Raw genomic sequence first — 21,463 nt, 5'->3', positions numbered from 1 at the left:
CGAAAATTACTTGAGAAATGACCACGACAACTGACATGAGCGGCGACGGAGGCCAAAGATAGCGGACGTGGGATTCCGCAAGGCTCACCCATCTCACCACTACTGGCGAATGTCTATATGCGCCGGTTTGTGCTGGCGTGGAAGAAGCTCGGACTTCAGCGCAGTCTTGGCAGTCGTATTGTGACCTACGCGGATGATCTCGTGATCCTGTGCAAGGGAGGCAAGGCCGAAGAGGCGTTGCTGAAACTGCGTGAGCTCATGAGCAAGCTGAAGCTGACGGTCAACGAGGAGAAGAGCCGAATCTGCAAGGTCCCGGAAGGTGAATTCGATTTCCTGGGTTATACGTTTGGGCGGCTGTACTCAGCGACGACTGGCCAGGCCCGTATGGGCATGCGTCCGTCGAAGAAGAGTATCCGGCGCATGGTCGAAAAGATTCATGCGATGACCGCCCTCAAGACGGTGTGGCAAGAGACCACGGAGTTGGTGGGCAGGTTGAACCGTACGTTACGCGGCTGGGCGAACTACTTCAGGGTAGGCTCGGACAGACGCGCGTATCGCGCGCTCGACAGCTACACCGCTACGCGGTTGCGTCGGTGGTTACGCAACAAGTACAAGCTCAGGCGTCGCAGGGGCGGGACTTATCCATCCCAGCACCTTTACGGGCACTTCGGTCTCGTGCGTCTGACTGGTCCATGGTTGTGAACCTGCCGTGTACGAAGGCGTGATGTCTTGTCCGAGAGCCCGTTGCGGGAGATCTGCACGACGGGTTCGATGAGCGGGATGTGGAAACGGGGTTAGGGTAAGGTTACTTGGGCACCGCCAGACGAAAGGGGCGGCAACAGACAAACCGAGCCTACAGCTACCGCGCCACATTCCGACTCTACCGGCGTATGCCTTTCGCATATCTGCCGCGGTCAGCGATCCTGCTTGGTTTGCGTCGGCCCGGGTTCGGCCACGAACAGCCGTTCGACACTTCGGTCAAGATCGTCAACAATGACCATCTGCGGTTGCCGAGAGGCCGCGCCTTCCATGTGCGACTGGAGCGATGCTGTGACAATCACAGAAGCGGTAAGGGTCTACGGAGCGGCATGGAGCGTATATGTGCGGATCGTCAGGCTGGCTCTCGAAGAGAAGCGGGTCACGTATGATTTGGTCGAGGTGGAGTTTTCGCAAAGACAGGTGTTCCGCAAGAGCATTTGGCTCGCCACCCGTTCGGCCGTATCCCGGCCTTTGAGCATGGCGAATTCCATCTTTACGAAACCAGCGCGATTGTTCGTTACATCGACGACGCTTTTCCGGGATGCGAGTTGCAGCCGACGGAACCGAAAGCCCGCGCCAAGGTAAATCAGATCATCGGTTTGATGGACGCATACGCTTACCAAACACTCGTTTGGGACATATATGTCGAGCGTGTAGTTTCGGCCCGCGAAGGCCGGTCGCCCAACGAGCACAAAATCGCCGCAGCGCTGCCACCCGCCGCAGTGTGCTTATCTGAATTGACTAGACTGTCCGATGACCGAGGATTTTTGATCGGCGACACGGCGACACTCGCCGATCTGTACGCCGCACCGATCTTCGCCTGCTTCATGCAGGCGCCGGAAGCCATATCATTAATGAAAGGATGCGAAAAGCTGGCTGTCTGGTGGCAGCAATTTGCCGCTCGCGACAGCATGTCCCGAACAACAGCGCGATAACCGCCCACGGCCATCTGCGGCCGTTCGACATCGTGTTCACTTGGTCATTTAGGCGACCGCTCCGCTCACACAGCGGACCTTCATGGTCGGATCGGGTGGGACGTCATGTGCCGGGGGTGGCCAAGATCGCTTCAGATGCCCTGTGGCCGGTGCTTCGGCTCTCCGCAAAACCTGAAAAGCGACAAAGCACACAGGTTTCATCTTCGCGCAGCAGCACGCCGAGGGCGCACAGCGCATGTCTGAAGGAACGTAGCGATCGAGCAAGGCCTCCAGACCAATGTGATCAATGAAGTAGTTGACGAGGAGTAACTGTCCCCGGCACTCGCTGTGCAGGGAGAAGCGAGCCTTGGGCGGAGCAAGTTCTTACGGGCAGAACATTCTTCCACTATGTCAGCATAGGACTACTAGTTTTCAATGCTAGATTCGATGCCATTACAGCCCATAAGCGGATTTTCAGCGTTAGTTGCTCATGCTACGCGGCGGCTCGGAGGCGCATTTCGCCCGCCGAACTGAGAAAAAAAGTCACGCCAAATTGTGTTCGCGACCTGCGGAATGTGAGTCTTGCTACTTCATAGGTATCCGTGCGCGTCGGCCATCGGCCGCATATTCGGTCCCTCCTATGAGCGCGGCCGCGTGACACCTCGGAATCCTCGACCGCCTTGTCATCATGCTTTGATTAACACGCTTTTGCGTCCTCCAGGAACCCATTGCGAGCTTTCGCTTGGTATCGGGCATTGCCGCGCCAGCACCTACTTGATCGGCGACGGCAATGGTACGACTCGTCCGAATTCGACATAGTAGTACGCCAATTCCCGACCTCGGGAGACGCCACGCTCGCGTCTTTCTTTACAACATCGCCAAAAGCTCCGAACCACCGACAGTCAGGCTGCGCTGAGTCGAACATGGAGATAATCGCCGAATCGCGTTGGCGTGAGATCAGGCGATTGAGCACGTGCAGCGTCGAGACAGCCATCATTTTCGCAGCTATCGCCGCGACAGATGGGCTGGCCGGCTTGCGAAAAGTCGCTGTCTTCGTAAGGTCGAACAGACGTCTAAGAAGGAATGATCCGCTCCTGCTTCAATTTATCGAAGAGCGCGAAAAACGCATCCGGTGTGCTCTGGTAATCGAGGAACCCGGCTTTACGGCTTTTGCTCATGTCAGTCAGAACTTCCATCGGACGTCCGAGGTCGGCGTCGGTATGCCACCACGACACGAGCCTGTCGATGCCTGCTTCCTTCAATTGATAACGGGCCGCGATTTCCGACCATTGCCTGCCCGCCTCCTGCATGCGATGTTCGAGCGGACACGTCTCACCGTCGAAAGGCGCAGGCTCGATGCCGAAATAGTGCGCCAACTGCGACCACATCCATTTCCACCGGAACACGTCGCCATTGACGACGTTGAAGTCCTCGTTGCGCGCGCTGGCCGATGTGGAGGCCCACTCGAGATGCCGCGCGAGCAGGCGTGCGTCGGTCATATCCGTGAGACTGTTCCATTGCGCGGGCGAACCCGGAAACACGAACGGTTGCCCCGTTTCCTTGCACAACGTGGCGTACACGGCGAGCGTGACGCCCATGTTCATCGCGTTGCCGAGCGCGAAGCCGATGATGGTATGCGGCCGATGCACGCTCCAGCTGAAGCCATATTGACGTGCTGCTTCGAACAGCCGGTCTTCCTGCTCGTAATAGAAATTGTCGACGGGCTGCCGGCCCTGTTCCTCGCGAAACGGCGTGAGCGGGACACTTCCTTGCGCGTACGCTTCGAAGGGCCCGAGGTAATGCTTGAGCCCCGTGACGAGCGCGGCATGTTCGAGCTTGCCGGAAGGGCCGAGCGCGTCCAGCACGTGACGGACCATTGCGCCGTTCACTTCGATGTTCTCGCGCTCGGTTGCCTGTCGCGACCACGCGGTAAAGAAGACGTGACTGAAATGCTGCCCTTGCAGCGCGTCGGCGACGGATCGCGCGGAAGTCAGATCGGCTGTGACGGATTCGATGCCGTCGGGCGCCTTCGTACGGCCGCGCGAGAGACCTGTCACGTGCCAGCCTCCGCATGCGAGTAGATGTTGCGCGAGATTGCCGCCGACGATGCCCGTCGCGCCAATGATGAGTGCCCGCTTGTCCATGTAGAGTCAAAGAATCGAAAAGTAACTGGGTTTGCAGGAAGAATCTGCGGATGCATGCTTCGATAAAGAAGTCGTCTACACGCTTTCGAACGTCCGGCTATCGGGCCGTATGCCGTCGAAAGCACATGCCAGCAAGCGATGTACCGCTTCATAAGAGAGCGGCCGAGGGTTGTAATAGGGCGCCTGCATTGCCGCCGTGGCCGCCGCGCGAATATCGGATGACCGAAGGCCCAGCGCTTCGAGCGACGCTGGCGCATGAAGCGAGCGGCCAAGGTCGTGCAGCGCGGCGGCGGGTTCCTGCGTGTCCAGCGCCCTGCACAGACGTTCGTGCGCCGCTGGCGCGGCAGGCAGATTGAACGCCATCGAGTAAGGCAGCATCACTGCATGGGTTTCCGCGTGCGGCAGATTGAACATACCGCCGAGCGTGTGGCACAGCTTGTGATGCAATGCCATGCCGACGCTGCCCAGCACGGTTCCGCACAGCCATGCACCGTACTGGGCGGCTTCGCGCGCCGCGATATCGTCGGGCTGTTCAATGATGCGCGGTAACGCGCGCGCGAGGCTGCGGATGCCTTCCTCCGCAAACATCGACATCACGGGATTGGCGTCCTGCGCATAGAGGCCTTCGGCGGCATGCGCGATCGCGTTGAGGCCACTCGTCGCCGACAGCGCTACCGGCAGGGTCAGGGTGAGGCACGCGTCGTAGATCACCGTGCGCGGCAGCACGCGATAGCTCTTGCCCGTCTTTTTCTCGCTGGCCGACGTCATGCCATAGATAGGCGTGACTTCGGAGCCGGCGTACGTGGTCGGAATGGCAAGGATCGGCAACGAGGTTTCGAGCGCGATGGCTTTCGCGAGTCCGAGTGTCGAACCACCGCCCGCTGCGACCAGTCCATCCGCGCCCGCCGCGAGCGCCGCCGCGACACCTTCCTGCGCAGTTTCGACGGGCACGTGCATGACGGCCCGATCGAACACGTCCGCGCAGTGCTCGCCCGCGAGCTTGCGCACGCGGTCGGCGAGAAAGCGCTGCTCCGGCGTGCAGAGCACGAGCGCGCGCCGGATGCACAGTTCGTCCAGCTCGCCGGCGAGGCGCTCGATCGCTCCCGAGCCGAAGACGATCCGGCCGGGCCGGCCAGTGTAGGTGAAGGCAATCATGAGGATCGGCTCAGAACGAAGTCGAATGCGAGCGTGCTGAATGGCGTCGCCATGACCGTGCCGTCGGGCGCGGTGCCGCTCTCGTGGCGAATCCACGGCGCGATCAGCGACGAACGCACGCCGAACACGGCATCCGAGTCCAGGTAGCGATCGCCTTCGCGGAAGACATGCGTGACGAGCCGTTCGTAGCCGGGCGCCGTAATCATGAAATGCAGATGCGCAGGGCGCCACGGATGACGTCCCAGCGCTTGGAGCATGCGTCCCACGGGACCATCGTGCGGAATCGGATACGGCTCCGCCACGATCGAGCGAAAGTGATAACGCCCATCGGACAGGCTGTGCAGCACGCCTCTCGCGCGATGCGTGTCGGCGTCGCCGGTCTGAACGTCGTAGAAACCTTCGGCGTCCGCCTGCCAGACTTCGATGCGCGCACCGCTCACCGGCTCGCCGTCTGGGCCGCGCACCACGCCCGACACGAAGCACGGTTCGCCGCGTGCGCCATTGGCGACGTCGTCGCCGTTGCGATATTCGGGCGCATTGTCGACGAAGAAGGGACCGAAGACCGTCGCTTCCGTGCAGCCATCGGGCTTGCGATGCGCCATTGCTGTCACGAGCATCGACAGGCCCAGCGTATCTGACAGCAGAATAAATTCCTGGCGGCGGTCGTCGGTGATATGGCCGACATCGGTGAGAAAGCGGATGCCGGCTTCCCATTCGCGCTCGGTCAGGCCGACTTGACGGGCGAAGGCGTGCAGATGCCGCACGAGACTCGTGACGATCGTCTTGAGCCGCTCATCGGGTGCGTGTTCGTGGCGTGCAAGCACGGCATCCGTGATGGTGTTCTCGTCGAGGTTTCGCATGAATCGATTCCGTTGGTCTGACTAGCGGTTGTCGACGCGCTTGAGAAACGGTCGGATATCGACGGTGCGCCAGATTCCCGCCTTGTTGAACGGGTCGTTGCTGTTGAAGCGCATCACGTCGCCGATCTCATCCGCTTCGTAAAGAAAGAAACTGCCGATCATCGTTTCCTGATCGCCTGCCAGCAGCGGGCCCGACATGACCATCCTGACGGGTGACGTGGCCAGATAAGCCTTGTGTTCTTCGTAATGGGCAAGACGGCGTTCGACCATGTTGTCGTGGTCGAGGCAATAGACGGTGTAGTGCATCGCGATTCCTGAATGTGGTGAGATAAGAATTCAGCGGGAAATCCCGGCTTGCGCTTCGACGGCGCGCACGATGGAGAAGAAGTCCAGATCCGCGCCGTCGCCTTCTGCGTAGCGCGCAAACTGCTCGCGTACGAGCGCCGCCGCTATCATTGGTACGCCGGCGTCCGCGCCCGCATCGACGACGAGCGACATGTCCTTGAGCATTTGCCGCGACGAAAAGGCAGGGGAGAAGTCCCTTTTCTTCAGCGGATCGAGTTTGTATTTGACGAGCGGCGACGCCGCGACGCTGTCACCGATCACATCCAGCATCTCTGCCCAGTCGAGGCCGCCCTTCGTGCCGAGCGTCAGCGCTTCGGCGAGCAGCACAGCAGTCGAGCCGACCAGATGATTGATGGCGAGCTTCAGATAACGTGCCTGCTGATCCTCGCCAACATAGTACTGGCGTGCCGACATGGCCTGAAAGACGGGCAACGCGCGGCCGTACGCGTCTTGCGGGCCCGATGCGAACACGGTCAGCTGTGCCTTGCCGGCAAGGACGGTGCTGCCGGACACGGGCGCGCAGATATAGCCAATTCCGCGCTTGCGTGCCGCTTCGCGGACTTCGGCTGAGGCGGCAGGCGAAACCGTGCTCATGTCGATATAGACGGCGCCGTCGTTTGCGTTCTCGATCACGCCGTGTGTGCCGAGCGCGACCTTACGCAATACGGCGTCGTCGGGAATGATCGAGAAGACGAGCGGGGCCGAACGCGCGACGCTGCCCGCATGTTCAGCGCGGCGCGCGCCGAGTCGAACGGCCTCGTCGATGCGCGCCGCGTCGACGTCATATACGGTCACGTCGAATCCTGCGGCGAGCAGATTGCGCACGATCGGCGTGCCCATCTTGCCGAGGCCGATCCAGCCGATCTGTTGTGCGTTGTGTTTCTCTTGCGTTTGCGGCATGTCGTCACCGTACTTGGGGATTGATGAGAATCTTCATCTTGTCACTGCCTTTGTCGCTCAGCACGTCGAAGCCTTTTTCGACGACATCGTCGGCATCGATCAGATCGTGGATGAGCTTTTCAACGGGGAATTTGCCGTTCGCGATCATGCCGATGATGCGCGGCCAGATCGTGACGGGATAACACCACGTTCCTTCTATCCGAATGTCCTTCAGCGACCATTTCATCGGATCGACACTTGCTGTGCCGACATGCAGACCCGCCTGCACGACGGCGCCCGCGGAACGCACGGCATCGACGCAGGCGTTCAGCGCATGCTGGTTGCCCGCGCATTCGATCGCCACGTCGACGCCCACGCCTTCCGTGAGATCGCAAATCTTTTGCGGAAGCTCGCCATCGGATGGATCGAAGATGTCGGTCGTGACGCCGAAGCTGGCCATCTTCGCGGCGCGCGCCGCGTTGGGTTCGCTGACGTAAATCTTCGTGGCGCCCGCTGCATGGCAGGCGAGCGCAGCGAGCACGCCGATCGGGCCCGCGCCAGTAATCAGCACCGTCGAGCCGACCGTGACGCCGCCCCGGTCGACGGCATACAGTGCGACAGCGGCCGGTTCGATCAGCGCTCCCTGCTTGTCGCTGACGTTGTCGGGCAGGCGGTTCGCGTGATAGTCGTTGAGCACCGTGTACTCGGCCATGCCGCCGCCGTCCCAGCTCAGCCCGACGCAGCCCATCTTCGTGCACAGATGGCGCATGCCGCGCGCGCAGTAATAGCACTGGCCGCACGACGCGAGCGGCATTACCGAGATGCGGTCGCCGCGCTGCACGTTCTTCACGTCCTTGCCGACTTCGACGACCTCCGCGCTGAATTCATGGCCTAGAACCTGAGGCGCTTTCGCGCCCGTCAATGCATGCGGCTCGGTCGGCACGACGATGGGACCCGCCTGATATTCATGCAGATCGGTGCCGCAGATGCCGCACCACAGCGGCTTGACGATCATCTGGTTCGCGCCCATGCCCGTCGGGTCCGGTACGTTCTCGACCCGGATATCGTGCGCACAGTGAAAACGCACTGCTCTCATATTCGACTCCTTGGTTAGTCGGGCCATTTCGAATGGCCTCGTGTGGATCCGTAAATTCAGCGCTGACGGCGGCTCACATAGCACGCGGATGCGCCGATGATGATCACGCCCTTGACGATGATCTGCGCCTGCACGGGCATGCCGATCAGCAGCACGATGTTGAAGACGATGACGAGAATCGCTGCACCCGCGAGTCCGCCCAGCAGCGAGCCGCGGCCGCCGGAGAGCGCGAGGCCGCCCATCACTGCGGCGACGATCGAATCGAGTTCAAAGCCGCGCCCCACCCAGTTATCGACGATGCCGACATAGCCCGACAGGATCAGTCCTGCCAGTCCGGCCAGCAGCGCGCTGATCACGTAGCACGCGATGCGCACGGTGTCGGGACTCACGCCAACCAGTCTCGCGGCGACGGCGTTGCCGCCCACCATGTACACGCGTCGCCCGAACGTGGAGAGATGCAGTAGCGTGCCGAAGACGATCGCGCATACGGAAAGCATCATCACGTTGACAGGCACACCCGCTACGGCACCGGTTCCCATCGCGTGAAAGAGCGGCGGTACGTTGCCCGAGGGCGCACCCTGCGTGTAGGCAAAGCGCAGGCCGTCGAGTACCACGGCGGTCGCAAATGTCGCGAGAAACGGCGACACCTGACGCTTAGTGACGAGCAGACCATTGAGCAGCCCCGCGCCGATGCACAACACGAGCGTGACGCCGAAGATGGCAGGAGCCGAATGGTTCGTGTCGTCGAACGCGGTGGCGATCACGGCGGCTGTCGCCATCACGGAGGCAACCGAGAGATCGAGTCCGCCCACGAGAATCACGAACACCTGGCCAATCACGACGATGCCGAGCGGCGCAAACTGCACCAGCATGTTGACCACGTTGTCGGCGCGCAGGAAAGCAGGCGACCATGCACCCGACAGCGCAATCAGCGCCACGAGAAACAGATAGATGCCATAGCGTCGCGCGACACCGAGTGACAGCATGCGCGCCGGTGTGGCGTCGCTGCGCGGAGCAACCGAGTTCATGCGAGCCTCCGTTTCTGCTGGACGTTGACGCAGACGGCCGCGATGATCGCGATACCCTGCACGATGAGCTGATACTGCGACGGCACGCCGGCGAAGTTGATCAGGTTGTTGAGCATGCTGAGCAGATACACGCCGAGCAGCGTGCCGATGACGCCGCCACGCCCTCCGCTCAGAATCGTGCCGCCGACGACAACGGGCGTAATCGACGCAAGCGTGTAGTTCGCACCGAGATACGGTTGGCCCGAGCCGAACTGGGCAGCGAGATAGATGCCCGTCAGGCCTGCGCAGAGTGACGAGAACGTGTAGACGAACAGAATGACGCGCTTGCGCGGAATGCCCGATAGCGTCGCCGCGTTGTCGTCATCGCCGACGAGGTAGACGTATCGGCCGAGGCGCGTATTGCGCATGAAATACAACACGCAGCCATAGAGCAGCAGCACGACGGTGGCGGTGACGGGCACGTTGGCGTATCGGCCGTAGGCCAGCGCGTCGAAACCGTCCGGCACGCTGCCCGCGGGGCCGTTCGCGTAGTACAGGATGCCGCCTTGCAGCACGGCACCCATACCCAGCGTGACGATCAGCGGATGCACGCGCAGCCGGAGCACGAGCAGGCCATTTGCCAAACCGACGACGATCGATAGCGCAATCGCGATCGAAATCGCCATGTCCCATCCGCCTTGTGTCCCATCGGAGAGGCCTGATGTGAGCGTGGCCGTCACGCTGATCAGCGAACCAACGGACAGGTCGATGCCGCCTGTCAGAACGGCGAGCGTTTGCCCGAGCGCGACGAGCGCAAGGCCCGTCGCCTGCTGGTGAACGTTCAGCAGATTGGATAGCGTCGAAAAGCGGTCGTTGACGTTTGCGCCCGTGACAAATAGCACCGCGATCAGCACGGCTACGATGAATGGCGCTGCGTTCGATGAGACGCGGCGCCTAATGAGCGTACGCATGAGTGCCTCCCGTCTGCGCGAATTGCGCGCCACCCGTCGCGAGCGCCATGATGTCGTGCTCGGTCATCTGCTCGCCGCTGACTTCGCCCGCAATGCGTCCTTCGCGCATTACCAGGACGCGGTCGGACATGCCGATCACTTCCTGCAACTCGGAACTGATCATCAGGATGCCGAGTCCGCGATTCGTCAGTTCGCGCATCAGTCGATAGATTTCCGCCTTCGCACCGATGTCAACGCCGCGTGTCGGTTCGTCGAGAATCAGCACGCTGGTACACACGCGTACCCATCGGCTGATGAGCACCTTCTGCTGGTTGCCACCCGATAACGTCGCAACGCTGCCCGCAGGCCGCGCGCCCGCGATGCCGTATTCGCGGATTGCATCTGCGCCGGCGCTTCGCTCTTCGTTTGCTCTCAGCAATCCAAAACGGGACACGCGCCGGAGGGTTGTCGCGGTGACGTTCTGCGCGACGTTCAGGTACATCAGCAAGCCTTCTGATTTGCGGTCTTCCGTGACGAAGCCAAGGCCAAGGCGGATCGCCGTTGCAGGCGTCATGCGCGCGTGGCGCGCGCCGCGCACTTCAATCGTGCCGCGCGCGGGCAGGGCACCGAACACGCCCGACGCGAGTTCGGTGCGGCCCGAGCCGACCATGCCGGCAAGTCCGACGATTTCGCCGGCGCGCACAGACAGCGAAGCATCGAACACGCGATTGCCGACATGCAGGCCTTCGACATTCATCAGCACGGTGCCGCCCGGTTCCAGCGCGGGCTTTGGCGGATAGATATCCTTCATTTCGCGGCCGATCATCATGCGCACGAGATCGCCGCGCGTCGTGTCCGACACGGCTTGTGTGCCGATCTTGCGGCCGTCCTTCATGACGGTTACGCGGTCGCACAGTTCGAAGATTTCATCCAGCCGGTGCGAGATATAGACAATCGCGACGCCGCGCTCGCGCAGCACGCGCAGCCGTTCGAACAATAGTTGGACTTCCTTGCCGGCGATGACTGCCGTCGGTTCGTCGAGTATCAGGACGCGTATCTCGCTCGCCATCGCCTTCGCAATCTCGACCATCTGCTGGCTGGCGACAGAGAGCGCGCCGACACGCTCGCGCGGATCGAGTTGCACGCCCAGTTCGTGCAGCAACGTGGCGGCGCGTTCGTTCATCGCGCGGTGGTCGATCATGCCCAGCCGCGTGCGGGGCTCGATCCCGGCGAAGATGTTCTGCGCCACGCTCGATTGCGGAAACAGCACGAGTTCCTGATAGATGATGTGAACGCCGTGTACCTTTGCATCGGCGGGAGACTTCCACGCGATGGGCTGACCGTCGAAGCGCAATGCGCCTTCGTCCGGTACGTAGGCGCCCGCGAGCACTTTCATCAGCGTCGATTTGCCCGCGCCGTTTTCGCCGACCAGCGCGTGAATTTCGCCGCCGCGCACGCCGAAGCTCACGGCGTCGAGGCTCTTGACGCCAGGGAACTGCTTGGTGATGCCGCTGACTTCGATGACGTCGGACGGCGCGGCGAGGCTATCGCGTGACGGACTGGATGGGTGCGCGTTCATTTCTCACCTGGCAGCTTGATCTTGAACGTGGACGGGTTGTAGTCCGCACCCATGCCGCCGTCGATGATCTTGTCGGGCGGGCCCTTCGCATCGACCACCTGATCGACGTACTGGTCGGGATGTGGGACGGATGCCGTTTCATCGCCACGCGTCAGCGCGATCTGCGGACTGATCTCGTAGATCTTCGGCAACGGTTGACCTTGCAGCACCTTGAGCGCGACATCGAGCGACGTGCCGCCCATCGAAGGCGGATAGCCGATCTCGAGCATCGGAATCTTGTACTTCAACGCGAGTTGCAACGGGCCATTGAGGTCGGCTGTCGTGTGCGGCGGAATTTCGCCGGGCTTGAACCCGGCCGCGAGGAACGCTTCGATCGAGCCCGCCACAGGCAAGCCGTGCGCGCACCATACGGCGTTGATGTTGTGCCCGTACTTCGCGATCATCGCCTGCATTTGCTGCTTGGCCTTCACGGGGCTCCAGTCCGAATAGACCGTGTCGAGGACCTTGATGCCTGGGTATTGCGAGAACACTTCGTGGGCGGCCGCTTCACGGTCGGCGCTGACGCTGGAACCCGCCTGGCCTGCCAGCATGATGACGTTGCCCTTGCCGTGCAGCTTCTCGACAATCCATTGCGCCCACACGCGGCCCATCATTGCGTCGGACCCTGTCACGAACGAAACGAAGTTGTCTGAGGAAATGCGCCGATCGACCATAACGACAGGTATGCCCTGTTTCATCGCACGCGTGACGACGGGATCGAGCGCCTTTTGCGTGTTCGCGCTGACGATCAGCAGGTCCACGCCGCGCGAGATCAGGTCCTGAATGTCGGCAGCCTGTTTGGCGTCGTCCATGTTTCCGTTGGTGATCAGCAATTGCTTGATCTGGTCCGGATGCTCCGCTGCGGCCTTCATCAACGAGTGCTGCATCACGACGCGCCAGCTGTCGCCGAGTCCCGCATTCGAAAAGCCGATCACATAGGGCGGTTTCTTCTTGAATTTCGCCGTATCGGAGAACGGAATCTGCACGGCGGGGTTGAACAGAAACGTGCGCGGCGCGCCGGTGTAGTCCGCACGCGCGGCACAGGATGCCGTCAGGATGAAAGCCGCTGCGGCGATTACGCTCGCACGGTGAAAGCGGGTCGAACGACGCATGAATGTCTCCGTAAATGTTCTGATAGCTGCCGGTAGACGCACGCGTAGTCGTCACTGATCTTCGACGCGGCTGGTCGTCACATGCACGGGTAACGGGTTCTATAATCTGGCGTTACCGATGCTGGACACCGCGTGCTTCCCGACGGCGCCAATGTGGCATGGTTGACGAAGCGCATCTAGCAATTGCTATTACTAGTAATGGCAGTAACAGGGAAAGGAGAAGGAGGCGAGACATGGAGAAGCAGCAGCGCCTGAACGAACTGGCGGATTTTCTGAAGACGCGCCGCGCACGTCTTCGGCCTGAGGACATCGACTTTCCGAGTGGCACCCGCCGCAAGACACCGGGCTTGCGCCGCGAAGAAGTGGCCGAGCGTGCTGGCATCAGCGTCACCTGGTATGCGTGGCTCGAACAGGGCAGGGAAGTGAATGTGTCGTTCAAGACGATCGAGAGCCTTGCCAATGCGCTGAAGCTTTCGCCGCATGAGCGCACGCATCTGTTCGAGCTGGCCAATCACTACACCCCGCCTGGCCCGTATCCCATTGCGCAGAACGTGACGGATACCGTTCGGCGCATGCTCGATCAGCTTGGCAACATGCCGGCGTATGTCGTCGACGGCAACTGGAACTATGTGACGTGGAACGAAGCAGCCGTACGCGTGTTTGCCGACTTCCGCAAGATGCCTGCGGGCCGCTGCAATCTGCTGTGGTTCACGTTTCAGCAAGACGGCGCGCGTGCGCTCTTCCAGGGCTGGGACGCCTACGCAAAATGCGTGCTGGCGCAGTTTCGCGGCGACTATATTCTTCGGCCTTCGGGCGAAGTGTTTTTACGCGATCTCGTCGAAGAACTGAACGATACGGATGCTGACTTCTGCCGCTGGTGGGCGGAGCATGAAGTACTCAAGCGCAGCGACTGGCGCAAGGTCATTGAGCATCCTGTTGCGGGTGTGCTCGAACTCGATGCGCTGTCGCTGGAAGTGCCGGATGCGCCGGGCATGCGCATCATGGTCTACACGCCGGCGCCGTCGACGGATACCGCACAGCGCATCGAGGCGCTGATGAAAGCCAGCAATGCGGCTGCAATTCCTGTTCAAGCCGCTACGGTACTCGATACATTCCGAAAGACGCGGGTTTCGAAAACAGGGCGCGGCGGATGATCTTCGAAAGAAATCTTTCCCCTTTTCTTCCGTTCGCTAGCGCCACGCTGCGGTCACCCGAACGGCTGTAGAACTCCCACACCAGTCGATGCCCGACGCGCGGATCGGTCGCAGCGGGCTCCATCAAGGAGCCCTCGTCCTCTATGAAGTAGCAGGCTCAGGGCTGCTTGCTCCACAGATCGTCGATCGCGCGGATCGCCAGCAGATATCCGTTTGCTCCTGCCCCGCAGATTACCGCCGTGGCCGCGACCGAGATTGTCGAGTGACGATATTCTTCCGAGCGCGCGTGGATGTTGGTGATATGCAATTCCACTACCGGCCGCCTGACGAGCTTGACTGCATCGAGCACGGGAATTCGACCGAACGAAAAGCCGGCCGGATTGATGATCAGCGCGGCATCCTGAAGGAACGCTTCCTGGATCCAGTCGATCAGTTCGCTTTCGCTGTTGGTCTGACGGAATACGCAGTCGAACCTGAGCGCATCAGCGAGTGTCAGGCAGCTCTGTTCGATGTCCGCAAGCGTGGTGCTGCCGTAGATGTGAGGCTCCCTTACGCCCAGCATGTTCAGGTTCGAGCCATTGAGGATATAAAGTTTGCGAGTCATGGTTTCAATGTGTGGAGGAGCGTTCGAGGGCGGTGCCTTTGGTTTCCCGCGATACCGCAATCATGAGAAAGGAGAGCAGATTCAATGAGCCACACACGGCGACGATGGCCCACGGAGAACCGTGAAAGGCATTCAGCAGCGCGACAGCGACGATGGGCATCGGGCCGCCGGTGAGCAGGTTCGCTCCTGAGTAGGACAGCGCGGACCCCGTGTAGCGTGCCTCGGTCGGAAAGGACTCGGCGAACCACACCGGCTGGATGCCACTCTGGAACTGCGTGAAGCCGAGGAATGCGCCCATCACGGCCATGGTCATAGCGATCGAGTTCTGATTGAGAATCGGAAAATAGATCAGGCAGCAGACCAGCGTGCAAAACGAGCCGATCATCAGCGCGCGCTTGCGTCCAATCCTGTCACTCAGATAGCCGCCCGCCAGTGCGCCCACGATTGCGCAGACATTGGCGATCATCAACAGCATGAAGCCGGTCTGCTTTGCCACGCCAAGGTGTTTGGTCAGGTAGCTGAGCGAGAACACCACGATCAGATAAAACAGGGCAGCGGGCCCGCAAAAGAACAGCGTCAGGCGAAGTGCAGTGCGCCAGTGGTACTTCAGCACGATGCCGAGCGGATTCGCGGCGCGTGCCCGCACGCCGCTTTTGTTGAGCGCCTCGAAGGCCGGTGTCTCGGATACACGACTGCGGATGTAGATGCCTAGCAGCACAAGAACAAAGCTGGCGAGAAACGGGATCCGCCATCCCCAGGAATCAAAGTCGTCCGACGAAAGCACCGCCGCCAGTGAAAACAGCGTGAAATTGGCGAGAATCTGGCTTAGCGGCGAACAGATGCCGAGCAAGCCCGAATACCAGCCGCGTCGTGCTGCCGATGCATGCTCCACCGCCATGAGTTGGGCGCCCGTTGATTCCCCGCCGAGCGCGAAACCCTGGATGATCCGCAGCGAAACCAGCAACGTCGGCGCGAGGACGCCGACCTGCTGGTAGGTGGGCAGCAAGCCCATCAGGAACGACGACGCGCCCATCACCGAGACAGTGACCAGCATCAGTTTGCGGCGACCCCAACGGTCGCCGAGCATCCCGCATATGATCGCGCCCAGCGGGCGCGCGGCGAGCCCGGCCCAGAAGCTGGCGAGCGACGCGAGCAGCGAGGCGGTCGGGTCGAGCGACGGGAAAAAGAGCTTCGGAAAGACCGTGGCCGCGACCACGCCATACAACGCGAAGTCGAACCATTCGAGCGCGGTACCGACGGTTGCACCGGCCACCGCGCGGCGCGCCATCAGGTGGGCCTGCGCGGACTGCCTCGCTTCGGCGAGGTCTGGGTCAGCAAAAGATGACATGTTGTCTCCTCATTTCTATGTGGTGAAACGTTCGTTGTTGGTGCCGAACAAGTGCTATTGTTCGCGCTGCAGAGAGGAGCCGTTCCGCGGCGGAACTCCATTTCGTATTGTGGAACCGACAAGAAATGTCACTCAAACAAGGCCTACGTATTCTCGATTTTCTGGCATCGCAAGGCGAAGGCGCGGGCCTCGTGGCCATTGCCGACGCCTTGTCCCTGCCGCGCAGTTCGTGCCATCGCCTGCTCACTGAACTCGTTGCGGGTGGGTACGTCAGGCAACTGGTCGATCACAGCCGCTACATTCTGACAATGCGGATGACGTCTAACGGACTCGAATTCCTGAGCCTCACGGGCATCGCCGATATTGCGCAGCCGATCATCGAACGTGTTGCCGCGCGGACCGGCGAGTTGGCGCGGCTGTCGCTGGTCGACGGGGAAGCGATTATCTGGGTGGGCAAGGCGGATGGGCAGCGCGTCGGCTTTCGCTACGATCCCGACATGGGCCAGGCGGCACGACTCTCATGCACATCGACCGGACATGCGTGGCTCATGACGATGACAGACGAACAGGCGCTCGCGCTCGTTCTAAAGCAGGGCTTCGGACAGCCGAATGAGTTTGGACCCAATGCACCGACGACGGTCAAAGCGCTGTTGGGGTTCCTGCACGCCGCGCGTGTGCGTGGTTACGCGATGATCGACGAGGTGTTTGCGCCGCGAATGTCAGCGGTGGCAGCACCCGTCATCAATGGCTCGCGCTGCGTCGGAGTGATCAGTCTGGCTGGGCCACGGGTGCGGTTGACCGCCGAGAAGATCCACGAGTACTCGGTCCTGCTGCGCGAGGCTGCGAATGAACTGGCCCAGTTGAGCAACATGGCAGGGTTCCCCAGCCGACCGCCGCTGGGCAAAGGATGATAGAAACTGAACCAACGCCGTGCGGCCGGCGAGGTAGGCGCACTTCGATCGTACTGCGGTTTCCGATACTGCGGCGTGGATGACCGAACGTCTCTGTTAGCGGCCCCTTGTTTGCCGACCCGACGAACGGCCGGTTCGGGTCCAGCTTGTGTGAAAACGTACGCTGATCGCCTAAACTGAAGTAACGCATCCAGGTCGGGCGGGTACATGAAGCGATTCGTCGAAGGCGCAGACCGTAAGCAAGCTGTTTTGCTGCCTGAGTACCTTGAGGACTATGTGTCCGACGACAATCCAGTACGCGTAGTCGATGTCTTCGTCAATGAGCTTGATCTTCGTGATCTCGGCTTTGACGGAACTGCTCCCGCAGAAACGGGACGGCCCTCGTATCATCCATCCGTGCTGCTCAAGATTTATATCTACGGCTATCTGAATCGCATTCAGTCGAGCCGGCGTCTGAAGCGTGAGACCCAGCGCAACATCGAGCTTATGTGGCTGACAGGCCGCCTATCGCCCGACTTCAAAACCATCGCCGATTTCCGACGCAACAATGGCAAGGCAATCCGCAATGTCTGCAGTCAGTTCATCGTGCTATGCCGAAATCTTGACCTCTTCTCAAAATCGATAGTGGCCATCGACGGCAGCAAGTTCAAAGCCGTCAATAATCGCGATCGGAATTTTACTAGCGCGAAGGTCAAGGCGCGCCTGCAACAAATTGATGAGAGCATCGCGCGATATCTTTCCGCGTTGGAGACGGCAGACCGGACTCAATCCGATGTTGCTGAGGCGAAGACGAGTCGCATTAGCGACAAGATCAGCAAGCTCAAACAGCAAATGCAGGATCTCAAGGCGATGGAACAGCGATTGCGAGAGTCACCAGATGGACAGGTATCGTTGACTGATCCGGACTCGCGCTCAATGGCTACCAGCGGTCGGGGAACGGGAATGGTTGGCTACAACGTTCAGACGGCGGTTGATGACACGCATCATCTGAGCGTGACGCACGAGGTCACCAACATAGGCAACGACCGCGGCCAGTTGACGAACATGGCGGGGCAGGCGCGCGCGGCTACAGGCATCGAGGAACTGACTGTGGTTGCCGACCGAGGCTACTTCAAAAGCGAGGAAGTCCTGCAATGCCATGAAGCGGGTATTACGACCTTCGTTCCTAAACCGCTGACTTCGGGCAAGAACGCTGACGGCTACTTCGGCAAGCAGGATTTTATTTACATAGCCAAAGACGACGAATATCTTTGCCCCGCCCAGCAGCGGCTCAACTGGCGTTTCACGAACATCGAGCATGGCATGACGCTACATTGCTATTCGAGTTCAGCCTGTTCTACCTGTGCAATCAGGAAACAATGCACATCGGGCAAACAGGCTCGCCGGATAAAGCGCTGGGAACATGAGGCCGTCGTCGAGGCGATGCAGAAACGGCTCGACCAGAAGCCGGACATGATGCGCATACGCCGTCAGACCGTTGAACACCCATTCGGTACGCTGAAATTCTGGATGGGCGCGGCGCACTTCCTGATGAAGACACGTGAGCATGTCAGCACCGAAATGAGCCTCCATGTGCTCGCGTATAACCTCAGGCGCGTCATGGCGATCCTTGGCACTGGGTCGATGATGCAAAAGATGCGAGCCTGAGGACAGACTTGCAGCAGGCCGGCCGCGCTCGCGCGCATTAAGGCGCCCAGGCACTTCTTCTTCTCACAACGTGATCAAAGAACCGATGAACGTAAGACGGGCTTAACAAGGCCGTCGACGGGCGCAACTGCTCGTGTGAAAAGTCGTCAGAGCGCCCGCGCCGCGTTTTTACACAACCTGGGTCGCGAAGGGGCATCCAGCAACGCCGGTAACAGTCACTCGCATCGGCCGACGTCAACCATCTGACGCGCTGAGCATGGTTCGCCGGCACCCGGGCGAGTTACAGCGGCATGCGTACTGTTGCCTGATCTCATCGGTGGGTTCGCCGTCGATGACCAGCGCATAGTCAATAAACAGTTTGCAGCCGGGCGCAATGTCGGCGAGCGCGTGGATGAAGACACGATTACCCGACTCAATCGCTTCGCAGTTCGGTGCGCATGCGTGATTCAGGAAGCGGGCACTGTTGCCACCGCGACTGCCATCAATTACCCGTCCGTCCGAGAGTCCGAACACGAAGGTGTGGCCAGCATCCGCGCGCTGCCGCGCGGCCGCCTGCCGCCAGGTGGTCCGTTCACCCCTGTACTCAATAAGCCGCTCGCCTGCCGCGATCGGCCGCAGCGCGAAGAGTCCTTTGCCATGCACCGACGAGCGTCGTGCGGTTATGCGTCGCTGTTGCATGCGTGAAGTCCGGTGGGTGTCTATCTAAGCATCGCGGTTCAAAAATCAGTCGCGAAGCTTATCGCTACTTCCTCTACGAACTCAACCCTTGCATACTGGTATTGCGCAACTAACTGTCTGCTAAGCAAACATACGGATCAGCTCCGCCAGAAGACCTGCCGACAGGAAAGGGGCCCTTCGGGGCGAAGCGGTGCCTCGTCAGCGAACTCGCGGGTTGTCGGACCGACGCACGTGCGGTAGGGTGGCGTCCGTCCCGCTGCATCGGGGATTTTATTGCTCAAGGGAGACTGAAAGATGAACAAACACGAACTGATTGATGCTGTTGCATCTACCACAGGCGAAAGCAAGGCCAGCACGGGCGAAGCCATTGATGCCATTCTCGAGGCCGTGACGGCGGCGGTCACGCGCGGCGAAACGGTCCAGCTGATCGGATTCGGCTCGTTTTCGACGGGTGCGCGCGCCGAGCGCGCGGGGCGCAACCCTTCTACCGGCGAGACAATCACCATCCCCGCGGCGAAGACCGTCAAGTTCACCGCAGGTAAGGGATTCAAGGACGCAGTGAATGCCGCCTGACATCGGCTGGATGTGACGGTTTGAACGACTGACGCGCGAGAAAGCGAATCGCCCGGTCGTTTTCAATGGTATGGCTTGCTCCGTTGCTGGACTATATGTAATGTCGACGCATCCGGAACTTGTAGGTTACCCTTGACTTTTGGTGCGTGTTGATGCCCACCGACCTCATTTGGCGGTGGGTATTTTTTCGTGGCGAGAATTTTTCAGGCAGTGCCTGTAACGGATAGCGGGTTGCGAAACAGGTTTATGCGCGCTGCAGCCTCGCAGCGCATTGGTCGTGGATCTGGCCGACGAGTGGCACGCGATAATCGAGCCGCCCGCCGTCCGTGAAGAGCGATGCCACTGCTTTCTCAGTTCCGAGTCCGAACGTCACAAGGACGTCGGGTGCGAGGTCGACCGCCATGCGGACGATGCTGATACGGTGCCGCCACTCTGGATGCGCGCCGTTGGCGCGCATCCAGAGCAAAGAGAGTTCGACCAGATGATCGGTCCTGAGCCAGTCGCCGGTACGTGCCTGCGCGGCGACAAATGGAATGAACGCCCCCACCTGGTAGGTGGGGGCGTTCATTCCATTTGTCGGTAAACCGGCCATGCTGCTTGACGCTATCTAGTGCCATGGCCACGAGTTCACTGACCACCGGGTAACACAGCATTTCCGCGCGTGCTTCGTCATCGAAAATAAATGACATAGCGACGGCCTCACGGGCGCGCAAAATCGGCGGCCGTCAGCTCCAGATGGGTCGCTGGATGAGCAAGCGCCTTGCGCTCGGCGATTGCCCGGATACGGCTGTATCCATGCCGGAAGGCGCGCAGGATCCGAATATCATCGGCGTTGGGCTCAAGCCAGAAATACTCCTGCAGTGCCTTGATCGTGATGACACATTCGACGGTGCCTTTTGGACGGGCAAGACTGAACGATACACCGCAGCGACCGGCAAGCACCTGAGGTTGGAATTCAAGGGTATCCATGGCAGTCTGCAAGCGATACGAAAAAATGCGTGAACGATTGTTGAACAGGCGATACGGCTTGATTATTGAGGTTGCAACGTTTCAGGCGTCAGCATTGCCGACATTTACCCATTTTCGTTGAGCAGCCACACCGGAATATCCCGCACGCCATTGATCACGCGCCAGATCTCGACGTAATCGTCGCGCTCCACATAAAAGACAAGATGTGGGTAGCGTTTGAGTGGCCATGACCGAAGGCCGGGCAGATCGAGTTCGTAGGCGTAGCGTGGTGATCCCATCACGGGATTTTTCCCCAGGCGCTGGAATGCCTCTTCGACAGCAGCGATAAACCCCAGCGCAGCGGTCTCCGAACCTTCCTCGAACAGGTAATAGTCAATCCCGGTTTCCAGATCCTGCTGCGCCTGTCGGGTCGGGACGACAGGTTGCGACTTCATTTCTGCGCGCGACGCACGCGAGCGCGCAGTGATTCGAAATACTGTGCATCAACGGGCTCTGTTGGGCCCGATGCAGCGCCTTCCACGAGAAGAGCACGCAAATGCTGCCGCTGCTGGTCGCGGCGGATCAGTTCGCGGACATATTCGCTGCTTGTGCCGTAGCCCCGTTCGCTGACCTGTTCGTCGACGAAGCTTTTCAGCGCGTCCGGCAAGGAAATATTCATCGTCGTCATATGGTCAGCATAGCAGTTTTGCCAAATTTTGCCAAAGCGGGGTCGTTATGAGCGGGGGATGGCGCTACGGTTT

21 protein-coding genes and 2 pseudogenes are annotated in these 21,463 nt (G+C 60.5%); 6 read left to right on the top strand and 17 right to left on the bottom strand.

The genetic code is table 11. From position 1 onward, the window contains the following. Positions 1-45: 45 nt before the first annotated feature. Both PPGU16_RS40390 and PPGU16_RS40385 read left to right on the top strand, forming a co-directional pair. Positions 46-702: pseudogene (locus PPGU16_RS40390) on the top strand (reverse transcriptase domain-containing protein); the annotation flags it as partial. Positions 703-1,029: 327 nt separating this feature from the next. Beyond that, a pseudogene (locus PPGU16_RS40385) lies at positions 1,030-1,694 on the top strand (glutathione S-transferase family protein). A gap of 1,052 nt (positions 1,695-2,746) precedes the next feature. Here the strand turns inward: PPGU16_RS40385 and PPGU16_RS40380 are convergent. The 10 genes from PPGU16_RS40380 to PPGU16_RS40335 form a co-directional block, all read right to left on the bottom strand. Further along, the gene (locus PPGU16_RS40380; RefSeq protein WP_180727668.1) at positions 2,747-3,817 is read right to left on the bottom strand and encodes an SDR family oxidoreductase; all 1,071 of its coding nucleotides are present in this window, start codon (positions 3,815-3,817) and stop codon (positions 2,747-2,749) included. 75 nt (positions 3,818-3,892) lie between these two features. Next, on the bottom strand, positions 3,893-4,972 hold the full coding sequence (locus tag PPGU16_RS40375) for a maleylacetate reductase (RefSeq protein ID WP_180727667.1): 1,080 nt from the start codon (positions 4,970-4,972) through the stop codon (positions 3,893-3,895). Continuing rightward, the gene (locus PPGU16_RS40370; protein ID WP_180727666.1) at positions 4,969-5,832 is read right to left on the bottom strand and encodes an intradiol ring-cleavage dioxygenase; all 864 of its coding nucleotides are present in this window, start codon (positions 5,830-5,832) and stop codon (positions 4,969-4,971) included. Before PPGU16_RS40370 ends, PPGU16_RS40375 begins: the two co-directional genes overlap by 4 nt. A 21-nt stretch (positions 5,833-5,853) precedes the next feature. Continuing rightward, positions 5,854-6,138 carry a YciI family protein gene (locus PPGU16_RS40365; RefSeq protein WP_180727665.1) on the bottom strand — a complete coding sequence of 95 codons (285 nt, stop codon included), beginning with the start codon at positions 6,136-6,138 and terminating at the stop codon, positions 5,854-5,856. Positions 6,139-6,168: 30 nt separating this feature from the next. Next, positions 6,169-7,077 carry an NAD(P)-dependent oxidoreductase gene (locus PPGU16_RS40360; RefSeq protein ID WP_180727664.1) on the bottom strand — a complete coding sequence of 303 codons (909 nt, stop codon included), beginning with the start codon at positions 7,075-7,077 and terminating at the stop codon, positions 6,169-6,171. A 4-nt stretch (positions 7,078-7,081) separates the two neighbouring features. Further along, a complete protein-coding gene (locus PPGU16_RS40355) occupies positions 7,082-8,152 on the bottom strand; it encodes a 2,3-butanediol dehydrogenase (protein ID WP_180727663.1) in 1,071 nt (356 codons plus the stop codon). A gap of 56 nt (positions 8,153-8,208) precedes the next feature. Then, positions 8,209-9,180 (bottom strand): ABC transporter permease, encoded by a 972-nt coding sequence (locus PPGU16_RS40350; RefSeq protein WP_180727662.1) that lies wholly within the window; start codon positions 9,178-9,180, stop codon positions 8,209-8,211. Next, positions 9,177-10,130, bottom strand: a complete 954-nt coding sequence (locus PPGU16_RS40345; protein WP_180727661.1) for an ABC transporter permease — start codon at positions 10,128-10,130, stop codon at positions 9,177-9,179. Before PPGU16_RS40345 ends, PPGU16_RS40350 begins: the two co-directional genes overlap by 4 nt. Then, positions 10,114-11,688 carry a sugar ABC transporter ATP-binding protein gene (locus tag PPGU16_RS40340; protein ID WP_180727660.1) on the bottom strand — a complete coding sequence of 525 codons (1,575 nt, stop codon included), beginning with the start codon at positions 11,686-11,688 and terminating at the stop codon, positions 10,114-10,116. Before PPGU16_RS40340 ends, PPGU16_RS40345 begins: the two co-directional genes overlap by 17 nt. Continuing rightward, complete coding sequence (locus PPGU16_RS40335; protein WP_180727659.1) at positions 11,685-12,839, bottom strand: ABC transporter substrate-binding protein; 1,155 nt, start codon at positions 12,837-12,839, stop codon at positions 11,685-11,687. The genes PPGU16_RS40340 and PPGU16_RS40335 overlap by 4 nt, the downstream gene beginning before the upstream one ends. A 233-nt stretch (positions 12,840-13,072) precedes the next feature. Between PPGU16_RS40335 and PPGU16_RS40330 the strand changes: the two genes are divergently transcribed. Next, positions 13,073-13,993: a helix-turn-helix transcriptional regulator gene (locus PPGU16_RS40330; protein ID WP_180727658.1), complete on the top strand. Its 921-nt coding sequence runs from the start codon at positions 13,073-13,075 to the stop codon at positions 13,991-13,993. A gap of 157 nt (positions 13,994-14,150) precedes the next feature. Here PPGU16_RS40330 and PPGU16_RS40325 read toward each other — a convergent pair whose 3' ends face one another. Together PPGU16_RS40325 and PPGU16_RS40320 are read right to left on the bottom strand one after the other, a co-directional pair. Next, positions 14,151-14,597 carry a type II 3-dehydroquinate dehydratase gene (locus tag PPGU16_RS40325; RefSeq protein ID WP_180727657.1) on the bottom strand — a complete coding sequence of 149 codons (447 nt, stop codon included), beginning with the start codon at positions 14,595-14,597 and terminating at the stop codon, positions 14,151-14,153. Between the two features lie 4 nt (positions 14,598-14,601). Continuing rightward, complete coding sequence (locus PPGU16_RS40320) at positions 14,602-15,885, bottom strand: MFS transporter (RefSeq protein ID WP_180727656.1); 1,284 nt, start codon at positions 15,883-15,885, stop codon at positions 14,602-14,604. 185 nt (positions 15,886-16,070) lie between these two features. On the opposite strand from PPGU16_RS40320, the gene PPGU16_RS40315 reads away from it, so the two are divergent. Both PPGU16_RS40315 and PPGU16_RS40310 read left to right on the top strand, forming a co-directional pair. After that, positions 16,071-16,856: an IclR family transcriptional regulator gene (locus PPGU16_RS40315; RefSeq protein ID WP_180727726.1), complete on the top strand. Its 786-nt coding sequence runs from the start codon at positions 16,071-16,073 to the stop codon at positions 16,854-16,856. Between the two features lie 207 nt (positions 16,857-17,063). Beyond that, positions 17,064-18,503, top strand: coding sequence for an IS1182 family transposase (locus tag PPGU16_RS40310; RefSeq protein WP_180727655.1), 1,440 nt, complete (start codon positions 17,064-17,066; stop codon positions 18,501-18,503). 234 nt (positions 18,504-18,737) lie between these two features. Here the strand turns inward: PPGU16_RS40310 and PPGU16_RS40305 are convergent, their stop codons facing one another. Beyond that, positions 18,738-19,181: an SET domain-containing protein gene (locus tag PPGU16_RS40305; protein WP_180727654.1), complete on the bottom strand. Its 444-nt coding sequence runs from the start codon at positions 19,179-19,181 to the stop codon at positions 18,738-18,740. Positions 19,182-19,475: 294 nt separating this feature from the next. Between PPGU16_RS40305 and PPGU16_RS40300 the strand changes: the two genes are divergently transcribed. Next, complete coding sequence (locus PPGU16_RS40300) at positions 19,476-19,754, top strand: HU family DNA-binding protein (protein ID WP_180727653.1); 279 nt, start codon at positions 19,476-19,478, stop codon at positions 19,752-19,754. A 244-nt stretch (positions 19,755-19,998) separates the two neighbouring features. Here PPGU16_RS40300 and PPGU16_RS40295 read toward each other — a convergent pair whose 3' ends face one another. The 4 genes from PPGU16_RS40295 to PPGU16_RS40280 all read right to left on the bottom strand — a co-directional run bounded on the left by PPGU16_RS40295 (position 19,999) and on the right by PPGU16_RS40280 (position 21,390). Continuing rightward, positions 19,999-20,322, bottom strand: coding sequence for a hypothetical protein (locus PPGU16_RS40295; RefSeq protein WP_180727652.1), 324 nt, complete (start codon positions 20,320-20,322; stop codon positions 19,999-20,001). Between the two features lie 131 nt (positions 20,323-20,453). After that, positions 20,454-20,723, bottom strand: coding sequence for a DUF1488 family protein (locus PPGU16_RS40290; protein ID WP_180727651.1), 270 nt, complete (start codon positions 20,721-20,723; stop codon positions 20,454-20,456). A gap of 104 nt (positions 20,724-20,827) precedes the next feature. Then, positions 20,828-21,157 (bottom strand): type II toxin-antitoxin system RelE/ParE family toxin, encoded by a 330-nt coding sequence (locus tag PPGU16_RS40285; protein ID WP_180727650.1) that lies wholly within the window; start codon positions 21,155-21,157, stop codon positions 20,828-20,830. Beyond that, positions 21,154-21,390 (bottom strand): type II toxin-antitoxin system ParD family antitoxin, encoded by a 237-nt coding sequence (locus PPGU16_RS40280; protein ID WP_180727649.1) that lies wholly within the window; start codon positions 21,388-21,390, stop codon positions 21,154-21,156. The genes PPGU16_RS40285 and PPGU16_RS40280 overlap by 4 nt, the downstream gene beginning before the upstream one ends. Positions 21,391-21,463: the final 73 nt, after the last annotated feature.

It is taken from the genome of Paraburkholderia largidicola, assembly GCF_013426895.1.
Lineage (GTDB): Bacteria > Pseudomonadota > Gammaproteobacteria > Burkholderiales > Burkholderiaceae > Paraburkholderia > Paraburkholderia largidicola.
The sequence above is the reverse complement of the archived record's forward strand: the minus strand, read 5'-3'. Positions and strand labels throughout refer to the sequence as shown.

Excerpts from the sequence above, each read along its gene's own strand:
- PPGU16_RS40380 (WP_180727668.1), bottom strand. The coding sequence starts at position 3,817 with ATGGACAAGCGGGCACTCATCATTGGCGCGACGGGCATCGTCGGCGGC.
- PPGU16_RS40375 (WP_180727667.1), bottom strand. The coding sequence starts at position 4,972 with ATGATTGCCTTCACCTACACTGGCCGGCCCGGCCGGATCGTCTTCGGC.
- PPGU16_RS40370 (WP_180727666.1), bottom strand. The coding sequence starts at position 5,832 with ATGCGAAACCTCGACGAGAACACCATCACGGATGCCGTGCTTGCACGC.
- PPGU16_RS40365 (WP_180727665.1), bottom strand. The coding sequence starts at position 6,138 with ATGCACTACACCGTCTATTGCCTCGACCACGACAACATGGTCGAACGC.
- PPGU16_RS40360 (WP_180727664.1), bottom strand. The coding sequence starts at position 7,077 with ATGCCGCAAACGCAAGAGAAACACAACGCACAACAGATCGGCTGGATC.
- PPGU16_RS40355 (WP_180727663.1), bottom strand. The coding sequence starts at position 8,152 with ATGAGAGCAGTGCGTTTTCACTGTGCGCACGATATCCGGGTCGAGAAC.
- PPGU16_RS40350 (WP_180727662.1), bottom strand. The coding sequence starts at position 9,180 with ATGAACTCGGTTGCTCCGCGCAGCGACGCCACACCGGCGCGCATGCTG.
- PPGU16_RS40345 (WP_180727661.1), bottom strand. The coding sequence starts at position 10,130 with ATGCGTACGCTCATTAGGCGCCGCGTCTCATCGAACGCAGCGCCATTC.
- PPGU16_RS40340 (WP_180727660.1), bottom strand. The coding sequence starts at position 11,688 with ATGAACGCGCACCCATCCAGTCCGTCACGCGATAGCCTCGCCGCGCCG.
- PPGU16_RS40335 (WP_180727659.1), bottom strand. The coding sequence starts at position 12,839 with ATGCGTCGTTCGACCCGCTTTCACCGTGCGAGCGTAATCGCCGCAGCG.
- PPGU16_RS40330 (WP_180727658.1), top strand. The coding sequence starts at position 13,073 with ATGGAGAAGCAGCAGCGCCTGAACGAACTGGCGGATTTTCTGAAGACG.
- PPGU16_RS40325 (WP_180727657.1), bottom strand. The coding sequence starts at position 14,597 with ATGACTCGCAAACTTTATATCCTCAATGGCTCGAACCTGAACATGCTG.
- PPGU16_RS40320 (WP_180727656.1), bottom strand. The coding sequence starts at position 15,885 with ATGGCGCGCCGCGCGGTGGCCGGTGCAACCGTCGGTACCGCGCTCGAA.
- PPGU16_RS40315 (WP_180727726.1), top strand. The coding sequence starts at position 16,071 with ATGTCACTCAAACAAGGCCTACGTATTCTCGATTTTCTGGCATCGCAA.
- PPGU16_RS40310 (WP_180727655.1), top strand. The coding sequence starts at position 17,064 with ATGAAGCGATTCGTCGAAGGCGCAGACCGTAAGCAAGCTGTTTTGCTG.
- PPGU16_RS40305 (WP_180727654.1), bottom strand. The coding sequence starts at position 19,181 with ATGCAACAGCGACGCATAACCGCACGACGCTCGTCGGTGCATGGCAAA.
- PPGU16_RS40300 (WP_180727653.1), top strand. The coding sequence starts at position 19,476 with ATGAACAAACACGAACTGATTGATGCTGTTGCATCTACCACAGGCGAA.
- PPGU16_RS40295 (WP_180727652.1), bottom strand. The coding sequence starts at position 20,322 with ATGAACGCCCCCACCTACCAGGTGGGGGCGTTCATTCCATTTGTCGCC.
- PPGU16_RS40290 (WP_180727651.1), bottom strand. The coding sequence starts at position 20,723 with ATGGATACCCTTGAATTCCAACCTCAGGTGCTTGCCGGTCGCTGCGGT.
- PPGU16_RS40285 (WP_180727650.1), bottom strand. The coding sequence starts at position 21,157 with ATGAAGTCGCAACCTGTCGTCCCGACCCGACAGGCGCAGCAGGATCTG.
- PPGU16_RS40280 (WP_180727649.1), bottom strand. The coding sequence starts at position 21,390 with ATGACGACGATGAATATTTCCTTGCCGGACGCGCTGAAAAGCTTCGTC.